33 protein-coding genes are annotated in these 24875 nt (G+C 64.7%); 17 read left to right on the plus strand and 16 right to left on the minus strand.

Going from position 1 to position 24875, the window contains the following annotated elements; genetic code table 11:
* Positions 1-278 precede the first annotated feature (278 nt).
* The 4 genes from JQ603_RS12300 to JQ603_RS12315 all read left to right on the plus strand — a co-directional run bounded on the left by JQ603_RS12300 (position 279) and on the right by JQ603_RS12315 (position 2323).
* A complete protein-coding gene (locus JQ603_RS12300; RefSeq protein WP_212339725.1) occupies positions 279-662 on the plus strand; it encodes a RidA family protein in 384 nt (127 codons plus the stop codon).
* Positions 663-819: 157 nt separating this feature from the next.
* Entirely contained in the window at positions 820-1080 is a 261-nt protein-coding gene (locus JQ603_RS12305; protein WP_212339726.1) for a hypothetical protein, read from the plus strand.
* A gap of 239 nt (positions 1081-1319) precedes the next feature.
* Complete coding sequence (locus tag JQ603_RS12310) at positions 1320-1571, plus strand: hypothetical protein (protein WP_212339727.1); 252 nt, start codon at positions 1320-1322, stop codon at positions 1569-1571.
* 119 nt (positions 1572-1690) lie between these two features.
* The gene (locus tag JQ603_RS12315; protein WP_212339728.1) at positions 1691-2323 is read left to right on the plus strand and encodes a hypothetical protein; all 633 of its coding nucleotides are present in this window, start codon (positions 1691-1693) and stop codon (positions 2321-2323) included.
* Positions 2324-2453: 130 nt separating this feature from the next.
* On the opposite strand, the gene JQ603_RS12320 is transcribed toward JQ603_RS12315, so the two are convergent.
* Positions 2454-2939: a J domain-containing protein gene (locus JQ603_RS12320; protein WP_212339729.1), complete on the minus strand. Its 486-nt coding sequence runs from the start codon at positions 2937-2939 to the stop codon at positions 2454-2456.
* Between the two features lie 111 nt (positions 2940-3050).
* Between JQ603_RS12320 and JQ603_RS12325 the strand changes: the two genes are divergently transcribed.
* Together JQ603_RS12325 and JQ603_RS12330 are read left to right on the plus strand one after the other, a co-directional pair.
* Positions 3051-3818 carry an SDR family NAD(P)-dependent oxidoreductase gene (locus JQ603_RS12325; protein ID WP_212339730.1) on the plus strand — a complete coding sequence of 256 codons (768 nt, stop codon included), beginning with the start codon at positions 3051-3053 and terminating at the stop codon, positions 3816-3818.
* Between the two features lie 263 nt (positions 3819-4081).
* Positions 4082-4327 carry a helix-turn-helix domain-containing protein gene (locus JQ603_RS12330; RefSeq protein ID WP_018641007.1) on the plus strand — a complete coding sequence of 82 codons (246 nt, stop codon included), beginning with the start codon at positions 4082-4084 and terminating at the stop codon, positions 4325-4327.
* A gap of 21 nt (positions 4328-4348) precedes the next feature.
* Here JQ603_RS12330 and JQ603_RS12335 read toward each other — a convergent pair whose 3' ends face one another.
* The gene (locus JQ603_RS12335; RefSeq protein ID WP_212339731.1) at positions 4349-4618 is read right to left on the minus strand and encodes a hypothetical protein; all 270 of its coding nucleotides are present in this window, start codon (positions 4616-4618) and stop codon (positions 4349-4351) included.
* A gap of 157 nt (positions 4619-4775) precedes the next feature.
* Here JQ603_RS12335 and JQ603_RS12340 point away from each other — a divergent pair, with 157 nt between their 5' ends.
* Positions 4776-5291, plus strand: a complete 516-nt coding sequence (locus tag JQ603_RS12340) for a collagen-like protein (protein ID WP_212339732.1) — start codon at positions 4776-4778, stop codon at positions 5289-5291.
* Positions 5292-5338: 47 nt separating this feature from the next.
* On the opposite strand, the gene JQ603_RS12345 is transcribed toward JQ603_RS12340, so the two are convergent.
* Positions 5339-5560, minus strand: a complete 222-nt coding sequence (locus tag JQ603_RS12345; RefSeq protein WP_212339733.1) for a hypothetical protein — start codon at positions 5558-5560, stop codon at positions 5339-5341.
* A 95-nt stretch (positions 5561-5655) separates the two neighbouring features.
* Positions 5656-5922: a DUF2277 domain-containing protein gene (locus tag JQ603_RS12350; protein WP_212298980.1), complete on the minus strand. Its 267-nt coding sequence runs from the start codon at positions 5920-5922 to the stop codon at positions 5656-5658.
* A gap of 128 nt (positions 5923-6050) precedes the next feature.
* Between JQ603_RS12350 and JQ603_RS12355 the strand changes: the two genes are divergently transcribed.
* Positions 6051-7112, plus strand: coding sequence for an alpha/beta fold hydrolase (locus tag JQ603_RS12355; RefSeq protein WP_212339734.1), 1062 nt, complete (start codon positions 6051-6053; stop codon positions 7110-7112).
* Between the two features lie 140 nt (positions 7113-7252).
* On the plus strand, positions 7253-7606 hold the full coding sequence (locus tag JQ603_RS12360; RefSeq protein WP_212339735.1) for a hypothetical protein: 354 nt from the start codon (positions 7253-7255) through the stop codon (positions 7604-7606).
* A gap of 4 nt (positions 7607-7610) precedes the next feature.
* Here JQ603_RS12360 and JQ603_RS12365 read toward each other — a convergent pair whose 3' ends face one another.
* The gene (locus JQ603_RS12365; RefSeq protein WP_212339736.1) at positions 7611-7853 is read right to left on the minus strand and encodes a hypothetical protein; all 243 of its coding nucleotides are present in this window, start codon (positions 7851-7853) and stop codon (positions 7611-7613) included.
* A 46-nt stretch (positions 7854-7899) separates the two neighbouring features.
* Entirely contained in the window at positions 7900-9417 is a 1518-nt protein-coding gene (locus JQ603_RS12370; protein WP_212339737.1) for a S8 family peptidase, read from the minus strand.
* 22 nt (positions 9418-9439) lie between these two features.
* Here JQ603_RS12370 and JQ603_RS12375 point away from each other — a divergent pair, with 22 nt between their 5' ends.
* Entirely contained in the window at positions 9440-10042 is a 603-nt protein-coding gene (locus tag JQ603_RS12375) for an MSMEG_1061 family FMN-dependent PPOX-type flavoprotein (protein ID WP_212339738.1), read from the plus strand.
* Positions 10043-10124: 82 nt separating this feature from the next.
* On the opposite strand, the gene bfr is transcribed toward JQ603_RS12375, so the two are convergent.
* The 3 genes from bfr to JQ603_RS12390 all read right to left on the minus strand — a co-directional run bounded on the left by bfr (position 10125) and on the right by JQ603_RS12390 (position 11485).
* Positions 10125-10613, minus strand: coding sequence for a bacterioferritin (gene bfr, locus JQ603_RS12380; protein WP_011089420.1), 489 nt, complete (start codon positions 10611-10613; stop codon positions 10125-10127).
* A 133-nt stretch (positions 10614-10746) separates the two neighbouring features.
* On the minus strand, positions 10747-11019 hold the full coding sequence (locus JQ603_RS12385) for a (2Fe-2S)-binding protein (RefSeq protein WP_212339739.1): 273 nt from the start codon (positions 11017-11019) through the stop codon (positions 10747-10749).
* A gap of 157 nt (positions 11020-11176) precedes the next feature.
* On the minus strand, positions 11177-11485 hold the full coding sequence (locus tag JQ603_RS12390) for a hypothetical protein (RefSeq protein WP_212339993.1): 309 nt from the start codon (positions 11483-11485) through the stop codon (positions 11177-11179).
* 132 nt (positions 11486-11617) lie between these two features.
* Between JQ603_RS12390 and JQ603_RS12395 the strand changes: the two genes are divergently transcribed.
* Both JQ603_RS12395 and JQ603_RS12400 read left to right on the plus strand, forming a co-directional pair.
* Entirely contained in the window at positions 11618-11938 is a 321-nt protein-coding gene (locus tag JQ603_RS12395; RefSeq protein WP_212339740.1) for a hypothetical protein, read from the plus strand.
* A gap of 237 nt (positions 11939-12175) precedes the next feature.
* Positions 12176-12457: a hypothetical protein gene (locus JQ603_RS12400; RefSeq protein WP_212339741.1), complete on the plus strand. Its 282-nt coding sequence runs from the start codon at positions 12176-12178 to the stop codon at positions 12455-12457.
* 201 nt (positions 12458-12658) lie between these two features.
* On the opposite strand, the gene JQ603_RS12405 is transcribed toward JQ603_RS12400, so the two are convergent.
* Both JQ603_RS12405 and ettA read right to left on the minus strand, forming a co-directional pair.
* The gene (locus tag JQ603_RS12405; RefSeq protein WP_212339742.1) at positions 12659-13885 is read right to left on the minus strand and encodes a lytic murein transglycosylase; all 1227 of its coding nucleotides are present in this window, start codon (positions 13883-13885) and stop codon (positions 12659-12661) included.
* A gap of 7 nt (positions 13886-13892) precedes the next feature.
* A complete protein-coding gene (gene ettA, locus JQ603_RS12410) occupies positions 13893-15542 on the minus strand; it encodes an energy-dependent translational throttle protein EttA (RefSeq protein WP_211406968.1) in 1650 nt (549 codons plus the stop codon).
* A gap of 234 nt (positions 15543-15776) precedes the next feature.
* On the opposite strand from ettA, the gene JQ603_RS12415 reads away from it, so the two are divergent.
* Together JQ603_RS12415 and JQ603_RS12420 are read left to right on the plus strand one after the other, a co-directional pair.
* Positions 15777-15992: a hypothetical protein gene (locus tag JQ603_RS12415; protein WP_212339743.1), complete on the plus strand. Its 216-nt coding sequence runs from the start codon at positions 15777-15779 to the stop codon at positions 15990-15992.
* 130 nt (positions 15993-16122) lie between these two features.
* Entirely contained in the window at positions 16123-17085 is a 963-nt protein-coding gene (locus JQ603_RS12420; RefSeq protein ID WP_212339744.1) for a D-2-hydroxyacid dehydrogenase family protein, read from the plus strand.
* A 55-nt stretch (positions 17086-17140) separates the two neighbouring features.
* On the opposite strand, the gene JQ603_RS12425 is transcribed toward JQ603_RS12420, so the two are convergent.
* Positions 17141-18334: a L,D-transpeptidase gene (locus JQ603_RS12425; protein ID WP_212339745.1), complete on the minus strand. Its 1194-nt coding sequence runs from the start codon at positions 18332-18334 to the stop codon at positions 17141-17143.
* A gap of 367 nt (positions 18335-18701) precedes the next feature.
* On the opposite strand from JQ603_RS12425, the gene JQ603_RS12430 reads away from it, so the two are divergent.
* On the plus strand, positions 18702-19487 hold the full coding sequence (locus JQ603_RS12430) for a hypothetical protein (RefSeq protein ID WP_212339746.1): 786 nt from the start codon (positions 18702-18704) through the stop codon (positions 19485-19487).
* A 1-nt stretch (position 19488) separates the two neighbouring features.
* Here the strand turns inward: JQ603_RS12430 and sseA are convergent, their stop codons facing one another.
* The 3 genes from sseA to JQ603_RS12445 form a co-directional block, all read right to left on the minus strand.
* Complete coding sequence (gene sseA / locus JQ603_RS12435) at positions 19489-20343, minus strand: 3-mercaptopyruvate sulfurtransferase (protein ID WP_212339747.1); 855 nt, start codon at positions 20341-20343, stop codon at positions 19489-19491.
* Positions 20344-20472: 129 nt separating this feature from the next.
* A complete protein-coding gene (locus tag JQ603_RS12440) occupies positions 20473-20886 on the minus strand; it encodes a rhodanese-like domain-containing protein (RefSeq protein ID WP_018641027.1) in 414 nt (137 codons plus the stop codon).
* Positions 20887-21010: 124 nt separating this feature from the next.
* The gene (locus JQ603_RS12445) at positions 21011-22186 is read right to left on the minus strand and encodes a vWA domain-containing protein (RefSeq protein WP_080134207.1); all 1176 of its coding nucleotides are present in this window, start codon (positions 22184-22186) and stop codon (positions 21011-21013) included.
* 123 nt (positions 22187-22309) lie between these two features.
* On the opposite strand from JQ603_RS12445, the gene JQ603_RS12450 reads away from it, so the two are divergent.
* Both JQ603_RS12450 and JQ603_RS12455 read left to right on the plus strand, forming a co-directional pair.
* A complete protein-coding gene (locus JQ603_RS12450) occupies positions 22310-22555 on the plus strand; it encodes a GlsB/YeaQ/YmgE family stress response membrane protein (RefSeq protein WP_212339748.1) in 246 nt (81 codons plus the stop codon).
* Positions 22556-22651: 96 nt separating this feature from the next.
* The gene (locus tag JQ603_RS12455; RefSeq protein ID WP_080134205.1) at positions 22652-23494 is read left to right on the plus strand and encodes an AAA family ATPase; all 843 of its coding nucleotides are present in this window, start codon (positions 22652-22654) and stop codon (positions 23492-23494) included.
* A gap of 941 nt (positions 23495-24435) precedes the next feature.
* Here the strand turns inward: JQ603_RS12455 and JQ603_RS12460 are convergent.
* Entirely contained in the window at positions 24436-24771 is a 336-nt protein-coding gene (locus JQ603_RS12460) for a DUF1493 family protein (RefSeq protein WP_212339749.1), read from the minus strand.
* Positions 24772-24875 lie beyond the last annotated feature (104 nt).

The following is a 24875-nucleotide window of genomic DNA, read 5'->3' on the forward strand; positions in this document are numbered from 1 at the left end:
GGCGTACTGGATGCCCCGGTCAAGCCGGGGCATGACCGCGGAGGTTGGGATCGCAGCACAGGCCAACCGCATCATGCCATTCTGCCCCTGTTTTGCCCGACGGCGCAAACGAAATATTTCGTCGTTCCCGAAATCAAAAAAGATCAATGATTTCGGCTTGGTCTCTACTGTGCATGGGGTTGTTTTCGCATTTTTTGTCTTTGCCCCTCGGCAACCCGATTGCAACTCCCCCGCATCCCGCTACGCTCCTGCTCCCGACACGCCCACGAGGTGATGCCATGCCGATCCAGCATTTCGCGGCCCCGCCGCACGTCAAGGCGCCGCCGCTGTCCTTTGCGACGCGCGTCGGCGACTTGCTGTTCGTCTCGGGCATTCCCGGCTTCGACGCCCATGGCGCGCTGCCCGACGGCTTCGATGCGCAGTTCGCCAATGTCGTCGTCAACATCAAGCGCGTGCTGGACGAGGCCGGGGCGACCTTGCGCGACCTCGCCAAGGTCAACGTGCTCTTGACCCGCGCCTCGGACGTTGCCGCCATGAACGCGCTCTATGCCGGCGCCTTCGGCCCGCCGCCCTACCCGGCGCGCACCACATGCGTGGTGCATGCGCTGCCCGATCCGAGGATGCTGATCGAGATCGAGGCGGTGGCGTCGCTCGCGAAGTGAACCGCGGTTTGGACACCTGTGGCCTGCCGGGCACGCGGCCGAACCAAATGCCCTGCATCGCCTGACATGTCCGTGAAACGGCGGCTCCCGGCTTGCAAAGGACCGGCTTTTCCCGCACGAATTTTCGCGTCATTCTTCCCCCACAAGGAGATACTTCATGCGTCGCGTTCTCGCCCTCTGTGCCGTTGCCGGCATCGCTAGTTCCGTGTTCGCCGTGCCCGCATCCGCAGCGCCGGGCTATTACGTGATCCGGTGGGACAACACCGGCATCTGTCAGGTCTGGAACGAGGACCTGAAGTACAAGCCGTTCCAGTGGGGCGTGTCGACCTACAAGGTCGTCAGCAAGCCGGCCCCGACCTTCCAGCAGGCGTCCGACCTGCAGATCAAGATGCGCGCCGAGCGCCGCTGCACGCTCTAGGCTTTACGCGACATACCAGATTGAAAAGGGCGGATCGTGCGAGCGGTCCGCCCTTCCTCTTTTTGCGGACCGCCCTTTTTTCAGCCGACAGCGCGCATTTCCAGCGCCCGCTGTTTGAACCTCGTCGGCGCGCGGAACTACTCACATCTTGTCCGGGGCGCAGGCCAAGAAGCGCTCCGCGCCACTCCTCCCCATCATTGTCGGGAGGCGCATCACATCTTTCATTTGAGGAGCTGATCATGCGTCGTCTTTCCATGCTGTGCGCTGCTGCGGGTCTTGCCGTCACCGCCTTCGTCGCCGCGAGCCCTGCCGAAGCCAGCTATCATCTGATCCGCTGGCACGACACCGGCTTCTGCCAGATCTGGGACGAGAGCCTCCCGACCACGCCGTGGCCGGCCGGCTATCACCGCGCCAGCGCGACCGTGCCGACCTTCCTCGACGCGCTCGTGGTGAAAGACAATGCGCTGAAGGCCGGTCACTGCACCTGGTAAGATTCGATCGGCGGACGACAAGGGCCGGGCAAGGATGCGATGCTAGCATCCTTGCCCGTTCGCGTTTCCATCCAGCGTTTCTATCCAGTCTTTCTGTTAAGTCCTGGCGGGATCAATCGATGCGCACGCTCACCACGACGGCAGCCATCTTGTCACTCGCGCTCGTCTCCGCGGCGCCGGCGCAGGCGCCGCAATCCTTCCGCGTGATCTCGCCGATCTTCGGCCAGCTCGTCAGCTTCGCGATGCCGTCGAATTTCGCGGTGGTGTTCGAGAACACCAAAGGCGGCCACTACATCCGCGAAGCCGTGCCGAAGGGCGAGACGCCCGAGCAGTGGACCCAGATGATCACGGTCACCGGCGAGAAGGGCATGACGCTGACGCCGGATGCATCGCCGGAAAGCTTTGCGGGCACCATTGCCGGCGGCTTCAGATCGGCCTGCCCCGACAGCTTCGCAGCGCAGCCGCTCGGCGCCATGACATTCGGTCGCTTCGAGGCTTTCGCTGCCGTGATCGGCTGCGGCCGCATCGACAGCGGCCCGACCCGGCACAGCGAGACCGCGCTGCTGATCACGCTGAAGGGCACCACCGACTATTACACCATCCAATGGGCCGAGCGCGGCCCCGAGAGCGACGAGCCGCCGGTCAGGGACGAACGCTGGCAAGCCCGCCTGAACGATCTCAATCCGATCGCCCTCTGCCCGATCGTGCCAGGCGAAGCCGCGCCCTATCCGAGCTGCGTGAACAAGAGCTGAGCGCGCCGCAAGCTCAGGCCTCATAGGGTGGGCAAAGCGCAAGCGTGCCCACCACTCCGTCCATCATGAAGAAGACCGTGGGCACGGCGCTTCGCGCCTTTGCCCACCCTACGAGATCTCACTCGATCTCTCAGGCGTCCTTGTGCGCGCCGGGATGGATCAGGACATCGCGCGCGGCGGCGAGGTCGATGAAGGCTTGCGCGGTGCCGCCGTGGTCGGGATGCATGCCCTTGGCGGCACGGCGGTAGGCCTGGTTGATGTCGTCGCAGGTGAGCTGCACCGCGAGCGGCAGGCCCAGCATCTTGCGGGCGCGATCCTCGCTCGAAAGCTTCTTCGGCATCGCGTTGCGACGACCGAAGCGTGGCGCGGTCAGACCATGGAGGACCTCGAGCACCACACCGAGGCGGCGCTGCGCCGCCTGCGTGACGCTGTGATCGTCATTGACCAGAGCCTGGCGCAGCACCGGAAGCGCCTGCTCGGCGGCCTGCCGCAGCGTGGCATCCGTGCTCATCCGCACGATCTCGGCCACGACCCGGCCGGTCTCGGCCCAGTCGGCCGGCTGTGCCGTCCGCAGTCGTTCGAGAGCGAGTTTCCAGGATTCAAGCCGTTCCATCATGCGCGCAACGTTTAGCAATGAAGATCAGTATGCCAAGGCCGCCGTTTCCGCCCCCTTAATTTCGGGTTAGCCTTTCATGAAACTTAGAAACGAAATCGGGAGGAAAATGTCATGGCATTGCTCGCAAACCACATCGCCGTCATCACGGGCGCCGGTTCCGGCATCGGCCGGGCGATCGCGGCCGGCTATGCCCGCGAGGGCGCGCAAGTGGTGTTGCTCGACGTCAACGCCGACACCGTCGCGGAGGCCGCGCAGGAGATCCGCAAAGCCGGCGGCAAGGCGGAGAGCTTCGCGCTCGACGTGACCAGACGTGACGATTGCTTTGCGCTCGCAAAGCAGGTCGCGGGCAAGGTCGGACAGGTCTCGATCCTCGTCAACAATGCCGGCATCACCCGCCGCAACGCCTTCACGGCCGAGACCGAGACGGTGGCGAAGGACTGGAACGACATCATCTCGCTCAACCTCAACGGCGTCTTCAACATGACGCAGGCCTTTCTTAGCCCGCTGCGCGCGAGCAAAGGCCGCATCGTCAATATCGGCTCGATCCAGTCCTTCGTGCATCTGCGCACGCCGAGTTCGGCGGCGTACACGACCTCGAAACACGGCGTGCTCGGCTTCACCAAGGCGCTCGCGGTCGAGCTCGGCAAGGAAGGCGTCCGCGTCAACGCGATCGGGCCGGGCTTCATCGAGACCAACATCAACGCCCATGTGCGCGCGACCAATCCGGCGCTGGTGCAGACCTTCGTCGATCACACGCCGCTGGCGCGCACCGGCAAGCCCGAGGACATCGTGGGCCCCGCGATCTTCCTCGCCTCGGATCTGTCGGCCTACGTCACGGGCACGATCGTGATGGTGGACGGCGGCTACCGGACGGTGTGAGCGGCGCACTATCGTCGCCACGCGGCATCATCGCCGGCTGCGCTAGGCAAAGAGACGAAATTGCGGATCGAGATAGGTCCGCATCGCCATGCATCTTCTGCCAAACGCGGCCGCTTCGCGGCATTCCTGAGGTCATCTGGGTGCGATCGCGCGCAATTAACCTTTCATTAACCAAACCCGCCCACCGTGGTTTTACGGCCTGGGGGTCGTTTGTTCTCGATCCGCTTCCAGCGAAGGAAGCGGGCGTTGATCGGGGTGTGTTGATGACCACTGTTCATGTCGCGGCGCCGCAGGACGCACAATTCCTCGCTCCGAACCAGATCGTTCCACTCCTGATCGGCGCAACCGTCGACGAGGTCGAGCGCGAGCTCGTGCTCCAGACGCTCGCCCGCTGCGACGGCAACCGCACACGCGCATCGCGCGTGCTCGGCCTGTCGGTGCGCACGCTGCGCAACAAGATCAGGCTCTATGCCGCCTCCGGCATCGAGGTGCCGACCTGTCAGGAGTAGTGCGCAACTGCGTGCGGATGATCAATCCGCCTGCGTGGCCGTGCCGCCAGACAAGCGGCGCAGCCCGCGCTGCGCACACATGCCGACCAGCATCGCAAGTGCGATGACCGCGACCGCGGCCGTCATCAGCTCGATGGCGCGAAGCACGAAAGCCGTCATGACAGCCCATGACGGCTGCGGCTCCTCGGCAAACGCAATCGGCACGATGTCAGGCACGAGCAGTTGCGCGATGACGATGGCTGCGGCAAGGACAGCGGCGGACAGGCAGAAGATTTTCCATGCTGCGCGCATCGATCGCTCCTCGCGATGATCATGGCCTCACAACTCAATGGCACGGCGCCTCGTCCCGTCGATTGATGTTGATCAAGCGCGGCACGATGCGCCGTTAGAATTGCTGCTGTCGTCAAACGCCGCTAAGTAGCTTGCTTCCGGTCAAGGGAGCAGTGGCGTGGCAGACGATCAGGGACGGCAGGGACCCCCGGGTCCGCGTGGGCGGCAGGGCGAACCGGGACGGCCGGGACCGCAGGGTCATCCGGGCAAGCGGGGCCCGGACGGCGCGCGCGGCAAGCCGGGGCCGCAGGGCAAGCCCGGACCAATCGGAAAGGCAGGCCCCCAGGGCAAGGCCGGCCTGCAGGGCAAGCCGGGCGAGGCCGGTGCGCGTGGCGTTGCCGGCCCGCAGGGTCCGGTCGGACCGCAGGGACCGGCAGGGCCGCAAGGCCCGCGCGGCGAGCAAGGTCCGCCCGGCCAGCTGCCGTCGATCGAACAGGTGCTGCCGTGGCTCGAGCAGCTCTTCGACGCCTGGGACGAGCGCCGCCGCCAGCGCGAGCGTGAAGCCGCCGAGCGCGAGGCGCTGGAGGCTGCGGTCATGGAGACCGACGAGCCGATCGCCGATGACGAGAGCGACGACAGCGAAGCCGACGATCACAAGAAAAAGAAGAAAAAGAAGAAGCACGGCAAGAGCTAGTGTGCTCATGCCCGGACGCAGAGCAGCGCGCCCGGGATACGTGCCAATCAAGATGACCGGGAGGCATCATCCCGGCGCGGCAGCATGCCCATGCGCTCGAACTGCCAGCGCATGGCGCGATACCAGAGATAGCCGACCGCAGCACCACACAGGGCCAGGATCACGACGCTCGCGCTCGAGAACGAGCCGCTCCACCACATCATCCACGCGGTCCACAGCAGCGTGAAGATGATGGCACCTGCCTTGAGGGGAAGAAGGAGGTGGCTCATGGTCGTGCTCCGGGCTGTCAAAACCCCGGCCGGCATCATTGCAAGTCGAGGCGACCTGTACCGTGAGCCAGATCACGGAAGAGACCGTGGAGCCTTTAGCCGAACCGCAACCGCGAACGCTCCTTCGCCTTCTCCGCCTCGACCTCGCGGTCGCGCGCCGGGGCATGGGTATGCAGCGATGTCAGGAGTCTTCGCGCGGCCTCCGAGACCTCTGCGACGGCGCGGTCGAAGGCGGCCTCATTGGCCTGCGACGGCTTGTTGAAGCCGGACAGCTTGCGCACGAATTGCAAGGCCGAGGCATGGATCTCGTCCTCCGTCGCCGGCGGCTCGAAATTGAACAGCGTCTTGATGTTGCGGCACATGCGGCGTCTCTCTCCCTGGGTTTCCATAAGGACGATCGGCGGAGGCGAAATCCTACATCCTTCCCCGCGCTTCTGCTAAGTTCCGCACCAAGGCGGCCGACGACCATGAGCCGCTCGAGGAGAGAGACATGAGAGCTTCTTGCGCGGCGCTGACAGGCGTTCTGCTGTCCGTTTCGACGTGGGCGATGGCCGCTGACTATCCGGCCCCCAAACAGGGCGACTGGATCGCCAGGGACTTCAAGTTCCACACCGGCGAAACCATGCCGGAGCTGCGGCTGCACTACACCACCGTGGGCGAGCCGAGCGGCCAGCCCGTATTGGTGCTGCACGGCACGGGCGGCTCGGGCGTGAGCATGCTGACGCCGTCCTTTGCCGGCGAGCTGTTCGGCGCCGGGCAGCCGCTCGACGCGTCCAAATATTACATCATCATTCCCGACAGCATCGGCCATGGCAAATCCTCGAAGCCGTCCGACGGCATGAAGACGAGCTTTCCGAAATACGATTACGAGGACATGGTCGAGGCGCAGTATCGCCTGGTGACGGAAGGGCTCGGCGTCAAGCACCTGCGCCTCGTCATCGGCAATTCGATGGGCGGCATGCACACCTGGCTGTGGGGCGAGAAATATCCGAAGACGATGGACGCGCTGATCCCGATGGCCTCGCAGCCGACCGAGATGGCATCGCGTAACTGGATGCTGCGGCGGATCATGCTCGATACCATCCGCAACGATCCCGACTACAACGGCGGCAACTACGCCAGCCAGCCGCGCATGATGAAATACGCCATCACCGCCTACGGCATCGCCAGCATCGGCGGCACGCTGGCCTATCAATCGCAGGCGCCGACGGCAGCCAAGGCCGACAAGATCGTCGACGAACGGCTCGCGGCGCCGATCACGGCCGACGCCAACGACTTCGTCTATCAGTGGGAGTCCTCGCACGACTACAATGCGAGCGAAAAGCTGGAGGCGATCGAAGCCTCGCTGCTGCTGATCAATTCCGCCGACGACGAGCGCAACCCGCCCGAGACCGGCATCACGGACGCTGCGATGAAGCGCGTCAAGAACGGCCGCCTCTACCTGATCTCCGCCAGCACCGAGACGCGCGGCCACGGCACCACCAGCAATGCAAAGTTCTACAGCGAGCAAATCCGACAATTGCTGCAAACCGCGCCGCAACGGACGATGTAGGACAGGAAGCGCAAATCCTCATATCGCAATGCATCATGTGCGGCGCTTCGGCGCCGCATATTATTTGAGCATGCAATGCGCCGGCAGCTCGGGCTTAATCGCGTCAACGATACGAATCGACGCGCGAGGAGGAGCATCGCATGCACAGGCTCGCACTGTGCGTCTGGCTGGCCGCGACGACCGCGCTGACGAGCGCCGCGTTGGCGTTCGACAACGGGCAATATGATCACGTCCCGCCCGACATCCGCGCCTGGTTCAAGAGCGTGATCGCACCGAACGGCGTGCCCTGCTGCGACATTTCCGACGGCCATCGCACCGAATACGATGTGCGCGGCGGCACCTATTGGGTGCCGATCGAGGGGCAATGGATGGAAGTCCCCGAGCGCGCCATCATCCGCGACCGCGGCAATCCGGTCGGCCAGGCCGTGGTCTGGTACGTCCGCCATCGCGGCGCCATCATCATCAGCTGCTTCGTGCCCGCGGACGCGGTGTAGGCCGCTAGGCCTTCAGCTTTCGCTTGGGCGAGGCCTCGACAAATTCAATGTCATCGCCGAAATCATCCAGCGCGGCGCGGACGGACTTGGCGTCGGCATCGGCGACGGTGAAGATCGCGGCGAGCGTCTGCCGCTTCTGTCCCGGAAACAGGCTCCGGGCGGTGTAGCCGGCCTCGCCGAGCGTCTTGATGATCATGCGCCGCCGACGCTGATCGACACGATCGCGGAATTTGAACTGCACGGACATGCCGAGAACCTAGCCGTTCGCAGCGCCCGATCAAGGTCGCAGGAACCTATTTTCGTCGCTTTCTCGCCGGTTTCGCGCGACCGAGCGCAGCGGCGACGTCGAGGAGGCCCGCGCCGTATTCCGGTGTGAAGTCTCGTCCCCGCATCGCGGGCAATTTGGTCGCCGTCGCGATCAGGCGCTTGGCAACCGCAAGTCCGGCCGCTCTGGATTTCGGCTTGTTGACGTAGACGAGTGCAGCGGCACCCGTCACATGCGGCGTTGCCATTGACGTGCCGGGCCAGGAATCGTAGCTCGCATGATCGGCGAAGCTCGCCTTCACCCGCGGCACTGTCGACAGGATGTTGACGCCCGGCGCGACCAGCTTGATGTGCTTGCCCGTATTGGAGAACGAGGCGCGCCGATGAGACTCGTCGACGGCGCCAACTCCGATCGTGTCCGCGTAGCCCGCCGGATACTCCTTCGGATTGCCGGTCTCGAACTCGTTGCCCATCGCGGTCGAGATGACGACGCCCGCATCGATCAATTCGGCGAAGATCGCCGCCTCCGCCTTCGAATGGTCCTCACCGCCAATGCTGAGATTGACGACCTTGATGTTGGAATCGAGCGCGGCCGCGAGCGCCTTGCTGTAGACCTCAAAGTTGAAGTTCTCGTCGTCGCCTGCGCGCTTGGGATCGTCGAAGACCTTCCAGCAGTGCAACCGGCAATTGGCCACGCCTGCGAGACCGACCGAATTGTTGACCACGGCCGCGATCGTGCCGCTGACATGCGTGCCGTGGCCGAGAAAGTCGCGCGCTCCGTTGCCGTCGTGCCGGTATTCCTCGATCGCTTCTGCAAGATCGGGATGTCCGGCGTCGACACCGCTATCGAGCACGGCGACGTGAACGCGCCCCGCACCCGGCCGCCGCCTGTCGAACCATCTGATGGCGCGAAGGCCCCACTGGCGGATCTTCATGGGATCGGCGGCGGCACTGAGCCACCGGTTGGGGACCGGCTCGACCAGATCCATCGCCTTCGATGCACTCAGGCGCTTCACGACTCCGGCATCTATCTTTCTGTCCTTCACCTGCACGATCTGAAATCCGGCCAGCGCTTCTCGCGGTGCCGCCGTTGCAGAGCGCGCTATCGCGCGATGAACCGCGGCCAAGGCCTGCGGCTGCGCTGGTGCGTCACCGGCTTCGACCACGAACAGCGGCTTCATCGACTGAAGCCCGAAATTGTCGCGCAGGAAATCGATCGGACCCCGGACCTCATCGGGCATCGCAGCCGCCAGCGCGCGCGACGTAGCCGCCCGGGGCGCGTCCGCTGCGATCTGTCGGGCAACGGCCGGCTTCAACCGAACGATGAGCTGTCCCGGGACATGCTTGCGACGGCGCGGCCGGTCGCCCGCGACCCGCATTGCCTGCGTCAGGGCCATGATGAATTCCTTCCCTGAAAAGCGATAAAGTACGGCACCCGTTATAAGCGAAATTTCCGGTATATGCCACCAGCGCGGCCCGATGACCCTGCTCCCGGCCCGTGCGGTGCAGTGACGGCACCGCGGCGCGCGTGCTATTGATGTCCTCAAGTCCTCAATCAGGGAGACCTTCGTGACCGATCTTTGCGCCGAAGACCTCGCCACCATCTATGCCAAGCCGACCCCACGCGTGATCGCAAAGGCGCGTCCCACCATCGATGCGCATGCGAAGAAGTTCATCGAGATGTCGCCGTTCTGCGTGCTCGCGACATCGGGAGCGGACGGCAGCGTCGATGCCTCGCCGCGCGGCGGTGGCATCGGCTTCGTGCGCGTCGCCGCTCCCAACCAGTTGCTGATGCCCGACCGCTCCGGCAACAACCGGATCGACAGTTTTCGCAACGTCGTCGAAGGCTCGGGTTTCGTGCACCTGCTGTTCTTCGTCCCCGGCATCGACGAGACGCTGCGCGTCGGCGGACGCGGCACGCTGTCGGCCGATCCGGACCTGCTCGCCTCCATGGTGGAGTTCGGCAAGCCGCCGCGCGCGGTGCTGAACGTTGCGGTGAGCGAAGTCTATTTCCACTGCGGCAAGGCGCTGATGCGCTCGAAGCTGTGGTCGGCGGACAAGGTGCAGCGCTCGGTGATGCCGAGCATCACCGAGGTCATTCACGAGCAGACTGGTCTGGGCGAGCCAGAGAGCCAGGCGATCACGGAAGAGCGCTACAAGGCGCAGCTGTAGGCGACTACAGCCGTCGTCCCGGCCCCGTGCGCAATTGCGCACTAGGCCGGGACGACACCGAGTCTGCGGCTAGCGCCGGAGCTTAATGCCCTTCGCCCTCGAGCCCGCCAACGTGCTTCTGGGTGTAGAGCTCGAGGCCGATGCGGCCGATCAGATCGAGCTGGGTCTCGAGGAAATCGATGTGATGCTCCTCGTCGCTCATCAGCTTCTCGAACAGGTCACGCGTGACGTAGTCCTTGACGCCGTGGCAATAGGTGGCCGCTTCCTGATAGAGCGCGCGCGCGCTCATCTCGGCGGCGAGGTCGCACTCGATGATCTCCTTGACGTTCTGGCCGATGCGCAGGGGATCGAGCACCTGCATGTTCGGGAAGCCGTCGAAGAACAGGATGCGCGCGGTGAGCTTGTCGGCGTGCTCCATCTCCTCGATGGACTCCTTGCGCCAGACCTTGGCCATGTCGAGGAGGCCCCAATTGTCGAGGAAGCGGTAGTGCAGCCAATACTGGTTGATCGCAGTCAGCTCATGACGCAGTGCCTTGTTGAGATAGTCGATGACTTTTGCGTCGCCCTGCATGGTTCACTCCAGCTCTTGCAGTCCAATTCGGCCCTAAACCGAATTTAGAACGCTTCTAAATCACTTTGCGAATGAGGGCAACCAGCTACGGGGACGCAGCCGGGGAAAAGCTCAGCCGAGAATTCGGAAGATTTCAGCAGGCCGCGAGCGCGAACTGGGCGGGCTCGGCGATCTCGTCATTGGCGGCCACGGTGTGGCTGTGCGGGCAGCCGGAGCAGCAGGACTTGGCGCAGGGACCGAGGGCTTCGTCGATGATGGTCTTGATCGTGCGGGCACAACGGCCGCATTCGGCGCTGCAGCCGAGGCATCCATAGACCTGTTTGGCATGGCGCACGGCGTCGTCGGACTCGGCGACGGCGGCGCGGATATCGTCATCGCTCAGCACGTTACAGGAACAAACGATCATGGAAGCGGCAGGCCCTTCGTGATGCGCCATCATCGATATTTAACGGGCCAGCCGGATGCAAAGGGAAAAACCGGTATTTGAAGCTATTCCAAACTGGCCCGGAAACAGCCTAGAACGGCTCTAAAATAAGGTATTGCGGTGGATCAAGCTTGCGCGCCTAGTCGCCGCCACCGCCTCCTCCACCATCGCCGCCGCCCCCGCAATCTCCACCACCGCTGCCGCTGTCGCTGCTGGAGCAGCTGCCGCCGTCGGTCGAGCTCCCCGAGCTGTCGCCGGAAAACCAGCTGCCCAGCGAGAAGCCGTCGCTGCTCCCCGAATAGCTGTCGCCCGCACCCCCACCATCACCGCCGGCCCCTGCGCGCGAGCGGCGCTGGCCACGGTTCTGGAGGTGGGTGATCCAGCCGTAGCCGATCGCAAAGACGATCCCGGCAGCAATCAATGCATTGATCATCGCGTTGCCCATCATCGTCTCCTGGCAGACCTGCGGTCCATACCAATTGGTCGTCCCCGGCAAAGGTGCCGTTCATTGATCATTCAAACGAAGTATGGAACTCTGACCTCAAAGAGTTCCCGTGTACTTATGCGAAAGGTCCAATCGATGAAGAAGTCGCTCCTGGCAGCCGTTGCCCTCGCCGCTGTGGCCCTGACGGCCGGAACGCCGGCCCATGCCCAGCGCGGCGTCGCTGCCGGCGTGGCGGCAGGGATCATCGGTGGCGCCATTGTCGGCGGCGCGCTGGCGTCTCCGTATTATTACGGACCGGGCCCCGGCTATTACGAGCCGGGCTACTACCCGCCCCGCTACTACGCGCCGGGCCCGGGCTATGCCGCCGACGACTATTACGGCGGCTGCGTCTGGCAGAAGCAGCGCTTCTGGGATGGCTACGCCTGGCGCGTCCGCCGCGTCCGGGTTTGCGGCTGAGACCCTTGGGCCGGCTCGTTTGCAACAGCTGCTTGGACCGGTTGACTACGGATATGCCGTTCATCTTGGAGCCCGAAAAAGACCGCTTTTTCTCGTCACAGCTCCGTGTGCGTTTACCGTGGATTGACCATTTGCGCGCTTCCTAGCCGCAAGGCCAATTCCATCAGAGTGTGCGTGAACCTTTGAACCCCGGGCGCCTCTAACAAGAGGAACCCATCTCCCAGGAGAGCCAAGAGCATGAAGAAGACTTTAGTTGCCGCCCTCACGGTTGCGACGGTCGCCGGTTCGCTGGTGACCGCTGCTCCGTCCGCCAAAGCCGGCGACAACGTCGGCGCCGGCATCGCAGCCGGCCTGATTGGCGGCGCCATCGTCGGCGGCGCCATCGCGTCGAGCCGGCCCGCCTATGGCGGCCCCGTTTACGTCGCCGAGCCCCCGCCGCCCGCGCCCTGCTACTGGCGTCGTGAGCGCTATTGGGACGGCTACGGCTGGGTCAGCCGTCCGGTTCGCGTCTGCTACTGATCTGATCGCCCTGGCGCATATGCGCCGCGATCAAGAGCCCGGCCGAGAGCATCGGCCGGGCTTTTTCTTTGCTCACACGCTAAAGCGCGATGAGATTTGGATGAATCGTCTTCGCGTTTCAGGTTGTTGTTTACGCATGATCTTTGCGGAAAACCGCTTCGCACTTTGCGCTAACGCGGCCCTTCGGGTCCGGATCATGCTTTAGCGCGCCGCCTGGATCGAACGCAGCACCTCTTCACTCGGCCAGCAATCGACCTTGAGTCCTGCCGACTTCTGATAGGCGCCCAGCGCGGCACGCGTCTGCATGCCGGCCTTGCCGTCGATCTTGTCCTTGTAGAGCCCGACGCGGGTGAGCCCGCGCTGCATGGTCTCGACATCCTTGGTGCGCATTTGCTTCGAGGCCGACCAGGGCGTTGCAAACGGCAGCGGGCTCGTCATGCGGTCGCTGAGATGGCCGACGAACAGCACGTAGAGGTCGGAGAAATTGTATTCCTTGATGACGAAGTAGTTCTGCGTCGTGAGGAACGACGGACCATAGATGCCTTCGGGCTGAAGCAGCGAGGCCGGCTGCGCCTGCTCGGCGGCGCTCAGCCTCGCGCCGCGCACCGGCACGAAGCCTTCGCGCAGCCATTGGCTGATCGGCTTCGTCACCTCGGGCACGCCCGTTGTGCAATCGACCTTCGCCGGCGCCTGCACCTCGTAGGCCCAGCGCACGCCGCTCTGCCAGCCCTTGTTGACGAGCTGTTGCGCGGCAGACGCCAGCGCATCCGGCACCGAATGCCAGATGTCGATGCGGCCATCACGGTCAAAGTCGACGCCGTGCTTGTAATATTCGGATGGCAGGAATTGCGTGAGCCCGGTGGCGCCGGCCCAGGACGAGCGCATGTCCTTGCGCGTCACCACGCCCTCGCCGAGGATCTTGAGCGAGAGGATGAACTCGTTGCGATAGGTGTCCTTGCGCCGTCCGACATAGGCCTGCGTCGCCAGCACACGCACGAGATCATAGGGCAGCGTGTAGCGGCCGTAATCGGTCTCGCGGCCCCAGATTGCGAGCATCACGGTGGCCGGCACACCGGAGCTCTTCTCGATCTCGGTCAGCGCCGGACGATATTTTTGCAAGAGCCGCTGGCCCTCGCCGGCCAGCCGCGCGATGGAAGCGTCCTTGACGTAGTCGGCAGGCACCTGCACGAACTCGGCCTGCGACGGCGCGCCGGTCGCGGGCCGTCCCGGCAGGATCAGATCGGGCAGCTTGTAGTCGGGCTCGAGCCCGCGCGTCTGTTCGTCGAACGTCGCGCGCGAAACGCCGGCCGCCTGCGCCTCCGGCCACAGCGAGGCGATGAACTGCGTGAAGGCCGCGTCGGCGGCGCGGGCGGACGACCAGCAGCAGGTGACGACGATCACCGCAGCGATGAGCGCCCGCCGCATCATGCCGCCATCACCGCGTCAGCTTCTTGTACTTCACGCGGTGCGGAATGATGCTGTCCTGGCCGAGCCGGCGCATCTTGTCCTTCTCGTAGTCCTGGAAGTTGCCTTCGAACCATTCGACGTGGCTGTCGCCCTCGAAGGCCAGGATGTGGGTCGCGATGCGGTCGAGGAACCAGCGATCGTGGCTGATGATGACGGCGCAGCCGGCAAAATCCTCCAGCGCCTCTTCCAGCGCGCGCAGCGTGTCGACGTCGAGGTCGTTGGTCGGCTCGTCGAGCAGCAGGACGTTGGCACCCGACTTCAGCATCTTGGCGAGGTGCACGCGGTTGCGCTCACCGCCCGACAGCGCGCCGACCTTCTTCTGCTGGTCGGCGCCCTTGAAGTTGAACGACGAGCAATAGCCGCGCGAATTGACTTCCTTCTTGCCGAGCAGGATCAGCTCGTTGCCGCCGGAGATTTCCTCCCACACGGTCTTCTTGCCGTCGAGCGCATCGCGCGACTGGTCGACATACCCGAGATGCACGGTCTCGCCGACCGTGATCGTGCCGTTGTCCGGCGTTTCCTGCTTGGTGATCATCTTGAACAGCGTGGTCTTGCCGGCGCCGTTGGCGCCGATCACGCCGACAATGCCGCCGGGCGGCAGCTTGAAGGTGAGATCGTCGATCAGGAGGCGATCGCCATAGCCTTTGCTGAGCGCTTCGAAATCGACCACGTTGGCGCCGAGGCGCTCGGCGACGGGAATGATGATCTGCGCGGTCTGGGTCTGCTTCTCGCTGGCCTGCTTGAGCAATTCCTCATAGCGCTGGTAGCGCGCCTTGGACTTGGCCTGGCGTGCCTTGGGCGAGGACGCGACCCATTCCTGCTCGCGAGCCAGCGTCTTCTGGTGCGCGGCCTCCTCGCGGCCTTCCTGCTCCAGGCGCTTCTGCTTCTGCACCAGCCAGGACGAGTAATTGCCTTCGTACGGGATGCCGCGGCCGCGATCGAGCTCGAGGATCCAGCCCGTGACGTTGTCGAGGAAGTAGCGGTCGTGGGTGACGATCAGGATCGCGCCCGGATAGTTGCGCAGATGGCCTTCCAGCCACGACACCGACTCGGCGTCGAGATGGTTGGTCGGCTCGTCCAGCAGCAGCAGTTCGGGCTGGTCGAGCAGCAGCCGGCACAGCGCGACGCGGCGGCGTTCACCGCCCGAAAGCTTTGTGACATCGGCGTCGTCAGGCGGGCAGCGCAGCGCGTCCATCGCCTGATCGACCTTGCTGTCGAGATCCCACAGACCCTGGGCCTCGATCTCGTCCTGCAGCTTGGTCATCTCGTCGGCGGTCTCGTCCGAATAATTGACCGCGAGTTCGTTGTAGCGGTCGAGGATCGCCTTCTGCTTGGCGACGCCCTGCATGACGTTTTCCCGCACCGACAGCGCAGGATCCAGGTGCGGCTCCTGCTCGAGGTAGCCGACGCGGGCGCCCTCGGCGACCCAGGCTTCGCCGGTATATTCCTTGTCGAGACCGGCCATGATCTTGAGCAGCGTCGACTTACCCGAGCCGTTGACGCCGAGCACGCCGATCTTGGCGTCCGGGTAGAAGCTCAGATGGATGTTATCGAGCACCTTCCGGGTCGGGTAGCTCTTGGTCAGGCCCTGCATGAAATAGATGAACTGGCGCGCCATCGGTCCCGTGAAACCTTCGATTTGAGGAAATTTGCTTGCCGCCGATGTAACGATCCCGCCCCCAAAGGGCAACGTTTTCCCTCCGTTCACCACGGATGAATACAGGACGGACACCATCCGGACGCAGATCCGGACAATTGAAACCATTTTTTAATAAAGCAGGCCAAAGCTCGGTCTCGCGCGGAAACAGCGCCGCCCGCTCAGAACGAACGGGGAGCACAGCGAGGCCGCATCATGGCTCTGATCGAGACCAATTCTCTTCCTGTTCCGGCAGAAGCCGGGCGCGTCTCCGGGTTTGTCTCGGAGATCAGGGCCTTCTGGAAGCGCTTCTTCACCACCGCCTTCAACCCCTACCGGCCCGAACTGCACTACATGCGTGGCCCCGGCCCCGCTTGGCGCGCCAAGCACGGCCTGGATGCGCCGATCCGGCTCAAGCCGCGCGACCTCTGAGCGACGACCTCCTATCGGATTTTTGAAGACGCAGGCTGCTTGCGCGCGAGGCTGATTGCGCGCAACCATGGCCCGGTTCCGACGACGGCGCCCCGCCCGCGCCCTCACCTCTCGCCATGGATGAACGCTGATGAGCCGGCTGCGCTGCGCAATTCTCGACGACTATTTCAACCTTGCCCTCGACGTCGCCGATTGGCCGAAACTGTCGGACCGCGTCGACGTCACCGTGTTCAGCCATCCCTTCGCCTCGGAGCAGGCCGCGGCGAGCGCGCTGGCCGACTTCGAGATCATCTGCGCGATGCGCGAGCGCACGGCGTTTCCCAAGAGCCTGTTCGACAGCTTGCCGAAGCTGAAGCTGCTCCTGACGTCGGGCATGCGCAACGCCGCGATTGACATGGAGGCGGCGAACGGACGCGGCATCGCCATCGGCGGCACGCAATATTCGCGCGATCCCACGGCACCGCTGACCATGGGCCTGATCCTGGAGCTGACCCGCGGCATCGGCCGCGAGAACGCACGTATGCATGCGGGCGAACCGTGGCAGACCTTTGCCGGCGTCGAGATCGAGGGGATGACGCTCGGCATCGTCGGGCTCGGCAAGCTCGGCAGCAAGATGGCGGGCATCGCCAAGGCGTTCGGCATGAACGTGATCGCCTGGAGCCCGAACTTGACGCCGGAGAAGTGTGCGGCGGCCGGCGTCGGCTACGCCACGAAGGAGGAGCTGTTCGCCAAGGCCGACATCATCACCATTCATGTGGTGCTGAGCGAGCGCTCTCGCGGTCTTGTGGGCCGCGCCGATCTTGCGCGGATGAAGCCGACGGCCTTCCTCGTCAACACCGCGCGCGGCCCGATCGTGGACGAGCAGGCACTGCTGGAGGCCTTGCAGCAGCGCAAGATCGCGGGCGCCGGCATCGACGTGTTCTCGGTCGAGCCGCTGCCGGTCGACCATCCCTTCCGCAAGCTCGACAATCTCGTGCTGACGCCGCATCTCGGCTACGCGACCGAGGACGGGTTGCGCATCCATTACGGCCAGATGGTCGAGGCGATCGACGCCTTCACCAAGGGCAGCGAGCTGCCGCGCAAGCTGGCCTGAAACGAAAAGGGCGTGCCGCCGGCACGCCCTTCGCAATCTGAATTCGTTGAAGCGCTTAGCGCACTGTGACCGGCGCGGGCAGCGGCGGCACCACCGTCGGCTGCGTGCCCGGGACCGGGCCGGCCTGCGCGGACATCGGAGCCGGCGCGGGCGCTGCGGAGGCCGTCGCCGTTCCCGGCGGCGGGCCGCCCGGCATCACCACCACGCGGGTGCCGACCTTGACGCGATCGAACAGGTCCGAGACGTCCTCGTTCAGCATGCCGATACAGCCGGACGAGACGAACTTGCCGATGGTCGAGGGCTGGTTGGTGCCGTGGATGCGGTAGACGGTCGAGCCAAGATACATCGCGCGGGCGCCGAGCGGGTTGCCGGGGCCGCCGGCCATGAAGCGCGGCAGATAGGGCTGGCGCTCGATCATCTCGGTCGGCGGATGCCAATCCGGCCACTCCGCCTTGCGGGTGATCTTCTGCACGCCGGTCCAGGTGAAGCCATCGCGGCCGACGCGGACGCCGTAGCGGATCGCGCGGCCGCCTCCGAGCACGTAATAGAGGTAGGTGTTCGGCGTATCGACCACGAGCGTGCCGGCCGGCTCCTTGGTCTGGAACGAGACCTCCTGGCGGCGCAGGTTCTGCGGCAACTGCGCCGGCGCAGCATCAGGCTGCTCCTCGGGCGGCAGCGAGGCGATCGTCATCGGCCGGCCATCGGCGCCGACGGGCGGCTGTCCAGCCTGGACCGTTCCGGTCGCAGCGGGACCACCGACCGCTTCCGGAGGACGCAGGCCGTCGTTGCCGGGCGCCTGAGCCGGACGATCGGCATAGATCACCGGCGGCGGGCCGGCGGGGCGGCCATAGCGCGGATCGTCGGGCGACATCACGGGGCCCTGCGGAGCCGCCGAATAGACCGGCGGAGCGCCAGCGGGACGGCCATAACGGGGATCATCCGGCGACATCACCGGCCCCTGCGGCGGGGCCGCAGAATAGACCGGCGGGCCGGCGGGGCGGCCGTAACGCGGATCGTTGGGCGAGGTGATCGGACCGCCCGGGCCGGGCGACGGCAGCGACGCCTGCGGCATCGCATCATCGTCTTCGTCCAACGAGTCGAAATTCGGCGTGCGGTCGCCGGGGCGATATTCGGCCGGCGCGCCGTAGCTCGGCACCTGCTGGACCGGGTAGCTTTGAGCCTGCGCGAGCGAGGTTCCCGCCGCAGCGACTGTCGCGGCAGCGCATATCGTCAGAAAATGTTTGATCATCATCGCTCTTTTATAGTCCCCGGGCCCATCCGGACCGTTAACGGCCAGATGACCGAAGATAGCGGCACATTCAAGACATATCAGGCCGATTTGCGCCGGATTTGCCGATTTGTGATCCGTAAGACGACCGTTGCCCCGTTGCATCACGGGGCGGAAATCGCATTGCGCCGAGAATTGCCGGAGCTTCGGCCCCGATTTTAGCGGAACGGGTCGGAATCGTTGCGGTATGTTCGAATCAGCCTGATTCGCCGCCGCTTTGAGCTCCGATCCCCGCGTGGCGAACGCGGCAAGCAGTACCGTCACCGCGTTCAGATGGCTCTTGGGTCCCGGCCGCCACCCGCCGGGGCGGAAATTCGTAACCCGTCCGATGCTGCCCGGCTTTCGCTTCCTGTTTGCCGCGATCGTGCTGTCAACCTCCATCCTGGTGTTCGGCCTAGGGGCCGCCGCGCTGCTGCGGGCGACCCATGAGCAGTATGTCAGCAACCCCTCCTGGCGGAACGGCCCGCAGGAGCAGGTGTTCGCGCAAGCCCCCGAGCCGGCCCAGCCGGTGCTCGCTGCGTTGCGCGCGGAGCCAGAGCCGGCCGAGCCCGCGCCGACGCTGCGTGACCAGGTGCCGACCATCGGACTGCCGGTCCAGGAGCCCGAGCAGACGGCCCCGGTGACAAGCGAGGCCGAGGCGGCGCCGCAGGTCGCCGCACCCGCCGCTGACACCCCGGCCACCGAGCCGGCCAAGGCCGAGACCACGGCGGAAGCCGCGGCGCCCGCCGCGACTGACACGCTCACGCCCGCCGACACCACGGCATCCGTTCCCGAGGCGACGCCTGCCGTAGCCGCGAGCGCACCGGCGCCGGTCGATCCGAGTGCCGCTCCGGCCTCCTCGGCGGTCGATGTCGCCCCGGCCAAACTCGCCGCACTGAACGATCCCGCCGCCACGGCCTCGAAGGATGCGCCGGCGAAGGCCAAGGCCGACGTCAAGACCGATGTGAGGGCCGGCGCCGGCAAGCCGGAGAGCAAGGCGACCAAGGCGAAGGCGAAGAAGCGGCACCGCGTGGTGCTGCGTCCGCCGCCTCAGCAGTTGCAGCAGCAACTCGATCCGTTCAGGCAGCCGCAGCAGACTTTCGCGACGACGACGGCCGCGAGGGCGCGCCAGTAGCTTACGCCGGCCCTGTCGCGATCGGCGGGCCCTTGTCCTGGCCCCATTCCGACCATGAGCCGTCATAGAGCGCGGTGTCGGTGACGCCCAAGCGATAGAGCGCGAGAGTCAGTACGCCCGCGGACACACCGGAGCCGCAGCTCGTCACGATCGGCGCGTCGAGCTTGACGCCGGCGCCGGTGAAGGCGGCGCGCAAGTGATCGAGCGGCTTCATCTCGCCGGTCGCGGCGTCGAACAGCTGATTGTAGGGCACGTTGCGGGCGCCGGGGATGTGGCCGGAGCGGATGCCGGGCCGCGGCTCGGGCGCGCGGCCCTCGAAACGATCGGCAGCGCGCGCGTCGATCACCTGCTCGGCCCGGCTTTCGACGTTGGCGATCAGCTGCTGCATGCTGCGCACGCGCTTCGGATCATAGCTCGCCTTGAACGTCGCCGGCTTCGACTTCACCTCGCCGCTCTCGACGGCGCGCCCCTCCGCGCGCCACTTCTTCAGGCCGCCATTGAGGATGCGCACATTGGCGTGGCCGTAGGACAGGAACATCCACCACGCGCGGGGAGCGGCGACCCAGCCGCCGGCATCGTAGAGCACGACGGTGTCGGCATTGGAGATACCGAGATTGCCGACGTCGCGGCCGAACTGCTCGGCGCTCGGAAACATGTGCGGCAGCGGGTTGGAATGATCCGACACCGCATCGACGTCGAAGAACACGGCGCCCGGAAGGTGCGCGGCGAGATAGTCGTCCTTCGGCAGCGGCAGCACGCCCGGCAGCTTGAAGCTGGCGTCGAGGATCTTGACGTTGGCGTCGCCCATGTGGGCGGCGAGCCATTCGGTGGAGACGAGAGGGTCGGTGGCAGTCATGCGAGGTCTTTCTTGTCATTCCGGGGCGTGCGCAGCACGAACCCGGAATCCATCGTGCGGCAGTGTCGGTAGATGAATGGATTCCGGGTTCGCGACTTCGTCGCGCCCCGGAATGACGAAGGGAGAGAGTTACCCCTTCTTCTTCGGCTCCCACTGCTCGGTCGGGCCGCCGGCGTCGCGCCAGGCGGCGTAGCCGCCGGCGATGTGGGCGACGGGCTTGAGGCCCATGTCCTGCGCGGTCTTGGCGGCGAGCGCGGAGCGCAGGCCACCGGCGCAGTGGAAGACGAACTTCTTGTCCTCCTGGAAGATCGGCTTTGCGTAGGGGCTCTGCGGATCGATCCAGAATTCGAGCATGCCGCGGGTGCAGGCGAAGGCGCCGGGGATGCGGCCGTCGCGTTCGATCTCGCGGGGATCGCGGATGTCGACGATGACGACGTCGCCGTTCTTGGAGATCTCGATGGCATCCTTGGCAGTGAGCGTCTCGATCTCGGCATTAGCCTCGTCGATCAGCGCCTTGATGCCGCGGGTGATGGTCTGGGGCATATGGTTCTCCCTCTTGTTGTCATTCCGGGGCGCGCGTAGCGCGAGCCCGGAATCCATTGATCTACGCGTGCTGCCGCCCGATGGATTCCGGGCTCGCCCTTCGGGCGCCCCGGAATGACAACAGCTAATGCGTCAATTCCTTCATCGCACCCTCCAGCCCCTCGATCGTGATCGGGTACATGCGGTTGGCGAAGATGCGCTTGATGATGGTGGTCGATTCCGAATAGTCCCAGTGCTTCTGCTGCACCGGGTTCAGCCACACCGCATGCGGATAGGTGCGGATGATGCGGTCGAGCCAGACCGAGCCCGGCTCCTCGTTGACGTGCTCGACCGAGCCGCCGGGCACCATGATCTCGTAAGGAGACATCGAGGCATCGCCGACGAACACGACCTTGTAGTCGTGCGGGTATTTGTGCAGCACGTCCCAGGTCGGCGTGCGGTCGGTGAAGCGGCGCTTGTTCTGCTTCCACACGCCTTCATAGAGGCAGTTGTGGAAGTAGAAGTACTCCATGTGCTTGAACTCGCTCTTCGCCGCCGAGAACAGCTCCTCGACCTGCTCGATATGCGCGTCCATGGAGCCACCGATGTCGAAGAACACCAGCAGCTTCACCGCATTGCGCCGCTCCGGGCGCATATGCACGTCGAGATAACCGTGATTGGCGGTCTCGCGAATGGTGGTGTCGAGATCGAGCTCGTCAGGCGCGCCGGTGCGCGCGAACTTGCGCAGGCGCCGCAACGCCACCTTGATGTTGCGGATGCCAAGCTCGACATTGCCGTCGAGGTCCTTGAACTCGCGTTTGTCCCACACCTTCACGGCGCGGTTGTTGCGGTTCTTCTCCTGGCCAATGCGCACGCCTTCGGGATTGTAGCCGTGGGCGCCGAACGGCGAGGTGCCGGCGGTGCCGATCCATTTGCTGCCGCCCTGGTGGCGGCCCTTCTGCTCCTCGAGGCGCTTCTTCAGGGTCTCCATGAGCTTGTCCCAGCCCATGGCCTCGATCTGCTTCTTCTCTTCCTCGGTGAGATACTTTTCCGCGAGCTTCTTCAGCCACTCCTCGGGGATCTCGGCCTTCTCCATGGCGTCGAGCAGGCTTTCCAGCCCCTTGAACACCGTGCCGAAGACGCGGTCGAACTTGTCGAGGTTGCGCTCGTCCTTCACCAGCGAGGCGCGCGACAGATAGTAGAAATTCTCGACCGTGTAGTCCGCGAGGTCGGCGTCGAGCGCCTCCATCAGCGTGAGGTATTCGCGCAGCGTCACGGGGACCTGCGCGTCGCGCAGAGAGGTGAAGAATTGCAGAAACATGGGTGACAGATTGCCCGTCGGGTGGCGAACGTCAAGGGGCGGAGACCGGCGCTCTGCGCTGGACCGGGAGGCTTTTTGCTCTAGAATTGGCCACCTCAAGGGGTTGTTTTGGGGACGTTTGCAATGGGAATTCTCGCGGCGCTCATCATCGGCGCGATCGCAGGCTGGCTTGCCGGCAAGATTGTCCACGGGGCGGGATTTGGGCTGGTCGGCAACATCGTCGTCGGCATCATCGGCGCGCTGGTGGCAGGCTGGATTCTGCCCCAGCTGCACATCCAGCTGGCAACGGGCACGGTCGGCGCCATCGTGGACGCCACCATCGGCGCGGTGATTGTGCTCGTCATCCTTTCGCTGATAAAACGGGTCTGAAAGCCTGACCGAACCAGGAACGGCCGCCGCGAGCGGCCGTTCCCTTGTCGCGACAGGGGCCAGAGCCTCGCGCCGACGAATACCTAAGGACACGCAATGAAGTTTACCGGTACCAAGGACTATGTTGCGACCGATGATCTCAAGGTCGCCGTCAATGCCTCGATCGTGCTGGAGCGCCCGCTCCTGGTGAAGGGCGAGCCCGGCACCGGCAAGACGGTGCTCGCGGAGGAAGTGGCGAAGGCGCTGAACGCGCCGCTTCTGACCTGGCACATCAAGTCCACCACCAAGGCGCAGCAGGGCCTCTACGAATACGACGCGGTGTCGCGCCTGCGCGACAGCCAGCTCGGCGATGCCCGCGTCTCCGACATCAGGAACTACATCAAGCGCGGCAAGCTGTGGGAAGCCTTCACCGCCGAGCAGCGCCCGGTGCTCCTGATCGACGAGATCGACAAGGCCGACATCGAATTCCCGAACGATTTGCTGCTCGAACTCGACCGCATGGAATTCCATGTTTACGAGACCGGCGAGACGATCAAGGCCAAGCAGCGCCCGATCATGATGATCACCTCCAACAACGAGAAGGAGCTGCCGGACGCTTTTCTCCGCCGCTGCTTCTTCCACTACATCAAGTTCCCCGACGCCGACACGATGGGCCGCATCGTCGACGTCCACTTCCCCGGCATCAAGAAGCGCCTGGTCGAGGAAGCCTTGCGCATCTTCTTCGAGGTGCGCGAGGTCCCCGGCCTGAAGAAGAAGCCGTCGACCTCGGAGCTGCTCGACTGGCTCAAGCTGCTGCTCAACGAGGACATGAGCGTCGAGCAACTGCGCGAAAGGGATCCGCGCAAACTGATCCCGCCGCTGCACGGCGCGCTGCTGAAGAACGAGCAGGACGTGCATTTGTTCGAGCGGCTGGCGTTCTTGAGCCGACGGGAAGTGTAGGGCTCTCGTGTCCCGGACGCGCTGCAGCGTGCAACGCTGCTGCGCAGAGCCGGGACCCAGAAGCCGACACGGATTGCTCCGAGACATGGGCCCCGGCTCTGCAGCGCACCGCACCGGACGATGCTTCGCATCGCCGGGGAGACGCTGCGCTGCGTCCGGGGCACGAGAGCGGAATATGTGCACGGTGCCGTAGGGTGGGCAAAGGCGCAAAGCGCCGTGCCCACCATTCGAATCGCGAGCGGCGTGTAAGACGGTGGGCACGCTTCGCTTTGCCCACCCTACGATATCGAGTGTGTCGCAAGTAGCTTCCACCTCGCATCCCAAATCGCAGACACACCTTCACATCCTCGCGGCTCATTTCGCCCGAGCTTTGCTCTCTCCGCCGCCCCCAAAGAAAGAGGGCGCAGGGAAGGCCGGGTGCCGGCGGCACCCGCGGTCTGCTGCGCGAATGTAGCGCAGAGAAACCGCACAACAGCATACAGGTGAAGCCCAACACACGGCCTTCCCTGCGCAGTGGTCGGACGGCTTATGCCGTGCTCTCCCGGGAGCCGAATTCCTTCTGGCCTCCCTCGCCCCGCGAATTGACGATGCCGTCTACCCGGTTGGGCTCGCGCGCATCTCCGCAAAGGCTTGACCGTAGCAACGACGGCCAGGACCACACGGTTTTGCCGTACGCATTCAGCGCCGTCCGTCTACACGTGGCCTCGGACTCACAGGGACTACCCGCCCTGCCCGCCACCGGTCGTGCCGACGCTGCCGCGTCCACCGCAACCCGGCCCGCGTTTCGAACGACTCGCGAACCGCCCCTCTTCGTCGGGCCGGGCTGTTTCGACTTATGCCGCAATTCCGAATTTCGGTAAAGTGGAATATTTTTGCGCGGAGGGGTTGACGGGATGCGGGGTGCTTTGCCCGACGGGCAAAACGGATGAACGAACAAGGTCTCACGCCCTGGAATTGCGAGGCCAGCGCCTCTCCTTCGCCGCTGCGAAAAGAAGCTCCACCGTCATCGGCGCCTTGGTTTTCCGCCCAACGAGAGACTTGATCAGGCCGATCAGATCAAACCCTTCCCCGCCAAAATACATGTCAAAATCGAACTCCGACATGTCGACGTTGAACTGATCCGCAAATCGACAAATGAATTCATGCGCGTCGTCTCCGTCGACGCCCAAATCCCAGGCGATGTCGGTGGCGGGAGTGATTTGCTTGCGCGTCAACGTCTCTGTTTGGACAAAAGAGAGCAGACTCTCCAAAAGCTCGGCATCGCCGATATCAGCCATCATGACGTCCTGTAACCATAAACAACGACCTCGTAGCCCGGATGGAGCGCAGCAAAATCCGAGGGAAATGCACGGACCGATATGATCGTCCCGGATTGCGCTGC

Source organism: Bradyrhizobium liaoningense, assembly GCF_018130825.1.
GTDB classification, from domain to species: domain Bacteria; phylum Pseudomonadota; class Alphaproteobacteria; order Rhizobiales; family Xanthobacteraceae; genus Bradyrhizobium; species Bradyrhizobium liaoningense_B.

What these genes read in the sequence shown, in the direction of transcription:
- JQ603_RS12425 (WP_212339745.1), bottom strand. Translation starts at nt 18,334, where the DNA reads ATGATCAAACATTTTCTGACGATATGCGCTGCCGCGACAGTCGCTGCG.
- JQ603_RS12395 (WP_212339740.1), top strand. Translation starts at nt 11,618, where the DNA reads ATGAAGAAGTCGCTCCTGGCAGCCGTTGCCCTCGCCGCTGTGGCCCTG.
- JQ603_RS12345 (WP_212339733.1), bottom strand. Translation starts at nt 5,560, where the DNA reads ATGAGCCACCTCCTTCTTCCCCTCAAGGCAGGTGCCATCATCTTCACG.
- JQ603_RS12330 (WP_018641007.1), top strand. Translation starts at nt 4,082, where the DNA reads ATGACCACTGTTCATGTCGCGGCGCCGCAGGACGCACAATTCCTCGCT.
- JQ603_RS12325 (WP_212339730.1), top strand. Translation starts at nt 3,051, where the DNA reads ATGGCATTGCTCGCAAACCACATCGCCGTCATCACGGGCGCCGGTTCC.
- JQ603_RS12350 (WP_212298980.1), bottom strand. Translation starts at nt 5,922, where the DNA reads ATGTGCCGCAACATCAAGACGCTGTTCAATTTCGAGCCGCCGGCGACG.
- JQ603_RS12335 (WP_212339731.1), bottom strand. Translation starts at nt 4,618, where the DNA reads ATGCGCGCAGCATGGAAAATCTTCTGCCTGTCCGCCGCTGTCCTTGCC.
- sseA (WP_212339747.1), bottom strand. Translation starts at nt 20,343, where the DNA reads ATGACTGCCACCGACCCTCTCGTCTCCACCGAATGGCTCGCCGCCCAC.
- JQ603_RS12430 (WP_212339746.1), top strand. Translation starts at nt 18,702, where the DNA reads ATGCTGCCCGGCTTTCGCTTCCTGTTTGCCGCGATCGTGCTGTCAACC.
- JQ603_RS12315 (WP_212339728.1), top strand. Translation starts at nt 1,691, where the DNA reads ATGCGCACGCTCACCACGACGGCAGCCATCTTGTCACTCGCGCTCGTC.
- JQ603_RS12355 (WP_212339734.1), top strand. Translation starts at nt 6,051, where the DNA reads ATGAGAGCTTCTTGCGCGGCGCTGACAGGCGTTCTGCTGTCCGTTTCG.
- JQ603_RS12405 (WP_212339742.1), bottom strand. Translation starts at nt 13,885, where the DNA reads ATGATGCGGCGGGCGCTCATCGCTGCGGTGATCGTCGTCACCTGCTGC.
- JQ603_RS12385 (WP_212339739.1), bottom strand. Translation starts at nt 11,019, where the DNA reads ATGATCGTTTGTTCCTGTAACGTGCTGAGCGATGACGATATCCGCGCC.
- JQ603_RS12460 (WP_212339749.1), bottom strand. Translation starts at nt 24,771, where the DNA reads ATGGCTGATATCGGCGATGCCGAGCTTTTGGAGAGTCTGCTCTCTTTT.
- JQ603_RS12305 (WP_212339726.1), top strand. Translation starts at nt 820, where the DNA reads ATGCGTCGCGTTCTCGCCCTCTGTGCCGTTGCCGGCATCGCTAGTTCC.
- JQ603_RS12440 (WP_018641027.1), bottom strand. Translation starts at nt 20,886, where the DNA reads ATGCCCCAGACCATCACCCGCGGCATCAAGGCGCTGATCGACGAGGCT.
- JQ603_RS12400 (WP_212339741.1), top strand. Translation starts at nt 12,176, where the DNA reads ATGAAGAAGACTTTAGTTGCCGCCCTCACGGTTGCGACGGTCGCCGGT.
- JQ603_RS12360 (WP_212339735.1), top strand. Translation starts at nt 7,253, where the DNA reads ATGCACAGGCTCGCACTGTGCGTCTGGCTGGCCGCGACGACCGCGCTG.
- JQ603_RS12390 (WP_212339993.1), bottom strand. Translation starts at nt 11,485, where the DNA reads ATGATGGGCAACGCGATGATCAATGCATTGATTGCTGCCGGGATCGTC.
- JQ603_RS12420 (WP_212339744.1), top strand. Translation starts at nt 16,123, where the DNA reads ATGAGCCGGCTGCGCTGCGCAATTCTCGACGACTATTTCAACCTTGCC.
- JQ603_RS12365 (WP_212339736.1), bottom strand. Translation starts at nt 7,853, where the DNA reads ATGTCCGTGCAGTTCAAATTCCGCGATCGTGTCGATCAGCGTCGGCGG.
- JQ603_RS12450 (WP_212339748.1), top strand. Translation starts at nt 22,310, where the DNA reads ATGGGAATTCTCGCGGCGCTCATCATCGGCGCGATCGCAGGCTGGCTT.
- JQ603_RS12320 (WP_212339729.1), bottom strand. Translation starts at nt 2,939, where the DNA reads ATGATGGAACGGCTTGAATCCTGGAAACTCGCTCTCGAACGACTGCGG.
- bfr (WP_011089420.1), bottom strand. Translation starts at nt 10,613, where the DNA reads ATGCAGGGCGACGCAAAAGTCATCGACTATCTCAACAAGGCACTGCGT.
- JQ603_RS12300 (WP_212339725.1), top strand. Translation starts at nt 279, where the DNA reads ATGCCGATCCAGCATTTCGCGGCCCCGCCGCACGTCAAGGCGCCGCCG.
- JQ603_RS12310 (WP_212339727.1), top strand. Translation starts at nt 1,320, where the DNA reads ATGCGTCGTCTTTCCATGCTGTGCGCTGCTGCGGGTCTTGCCGTCACC.
- JQ603_RS12445 (WP_080134207.1), bottom strand. Translation starts at nt 22,186, where the DNA reads ATGTTTCTGCAATTCTTCACCTCTCTGCGCGACGCGCAGGTCCCCGTG.
- JQ603_RS12455 (WP_080134205.1), top strand. Translation starts at nt 22,652, where the DNA reads ATGAAGTTTACCGGTACCAAGGACTATGTTGCGACCGATGATCTCAAG.
- ettA (WP_211406968.1), bottom strand. Translation starts at nt 15,542, where the DNA reads ATGGCGCGCCAGTTCATCTATTTCATGCAGGGCCTGACCAAGAGCTAC.
- JQ603_RS12415 (WP_212339743.1), top strand. Translation starts at nt 15,777, where the DNA reads ATGGCTCTGATCGAGACCAATTCTCTTCCTGTTCCGGCAGAAGCCGGG.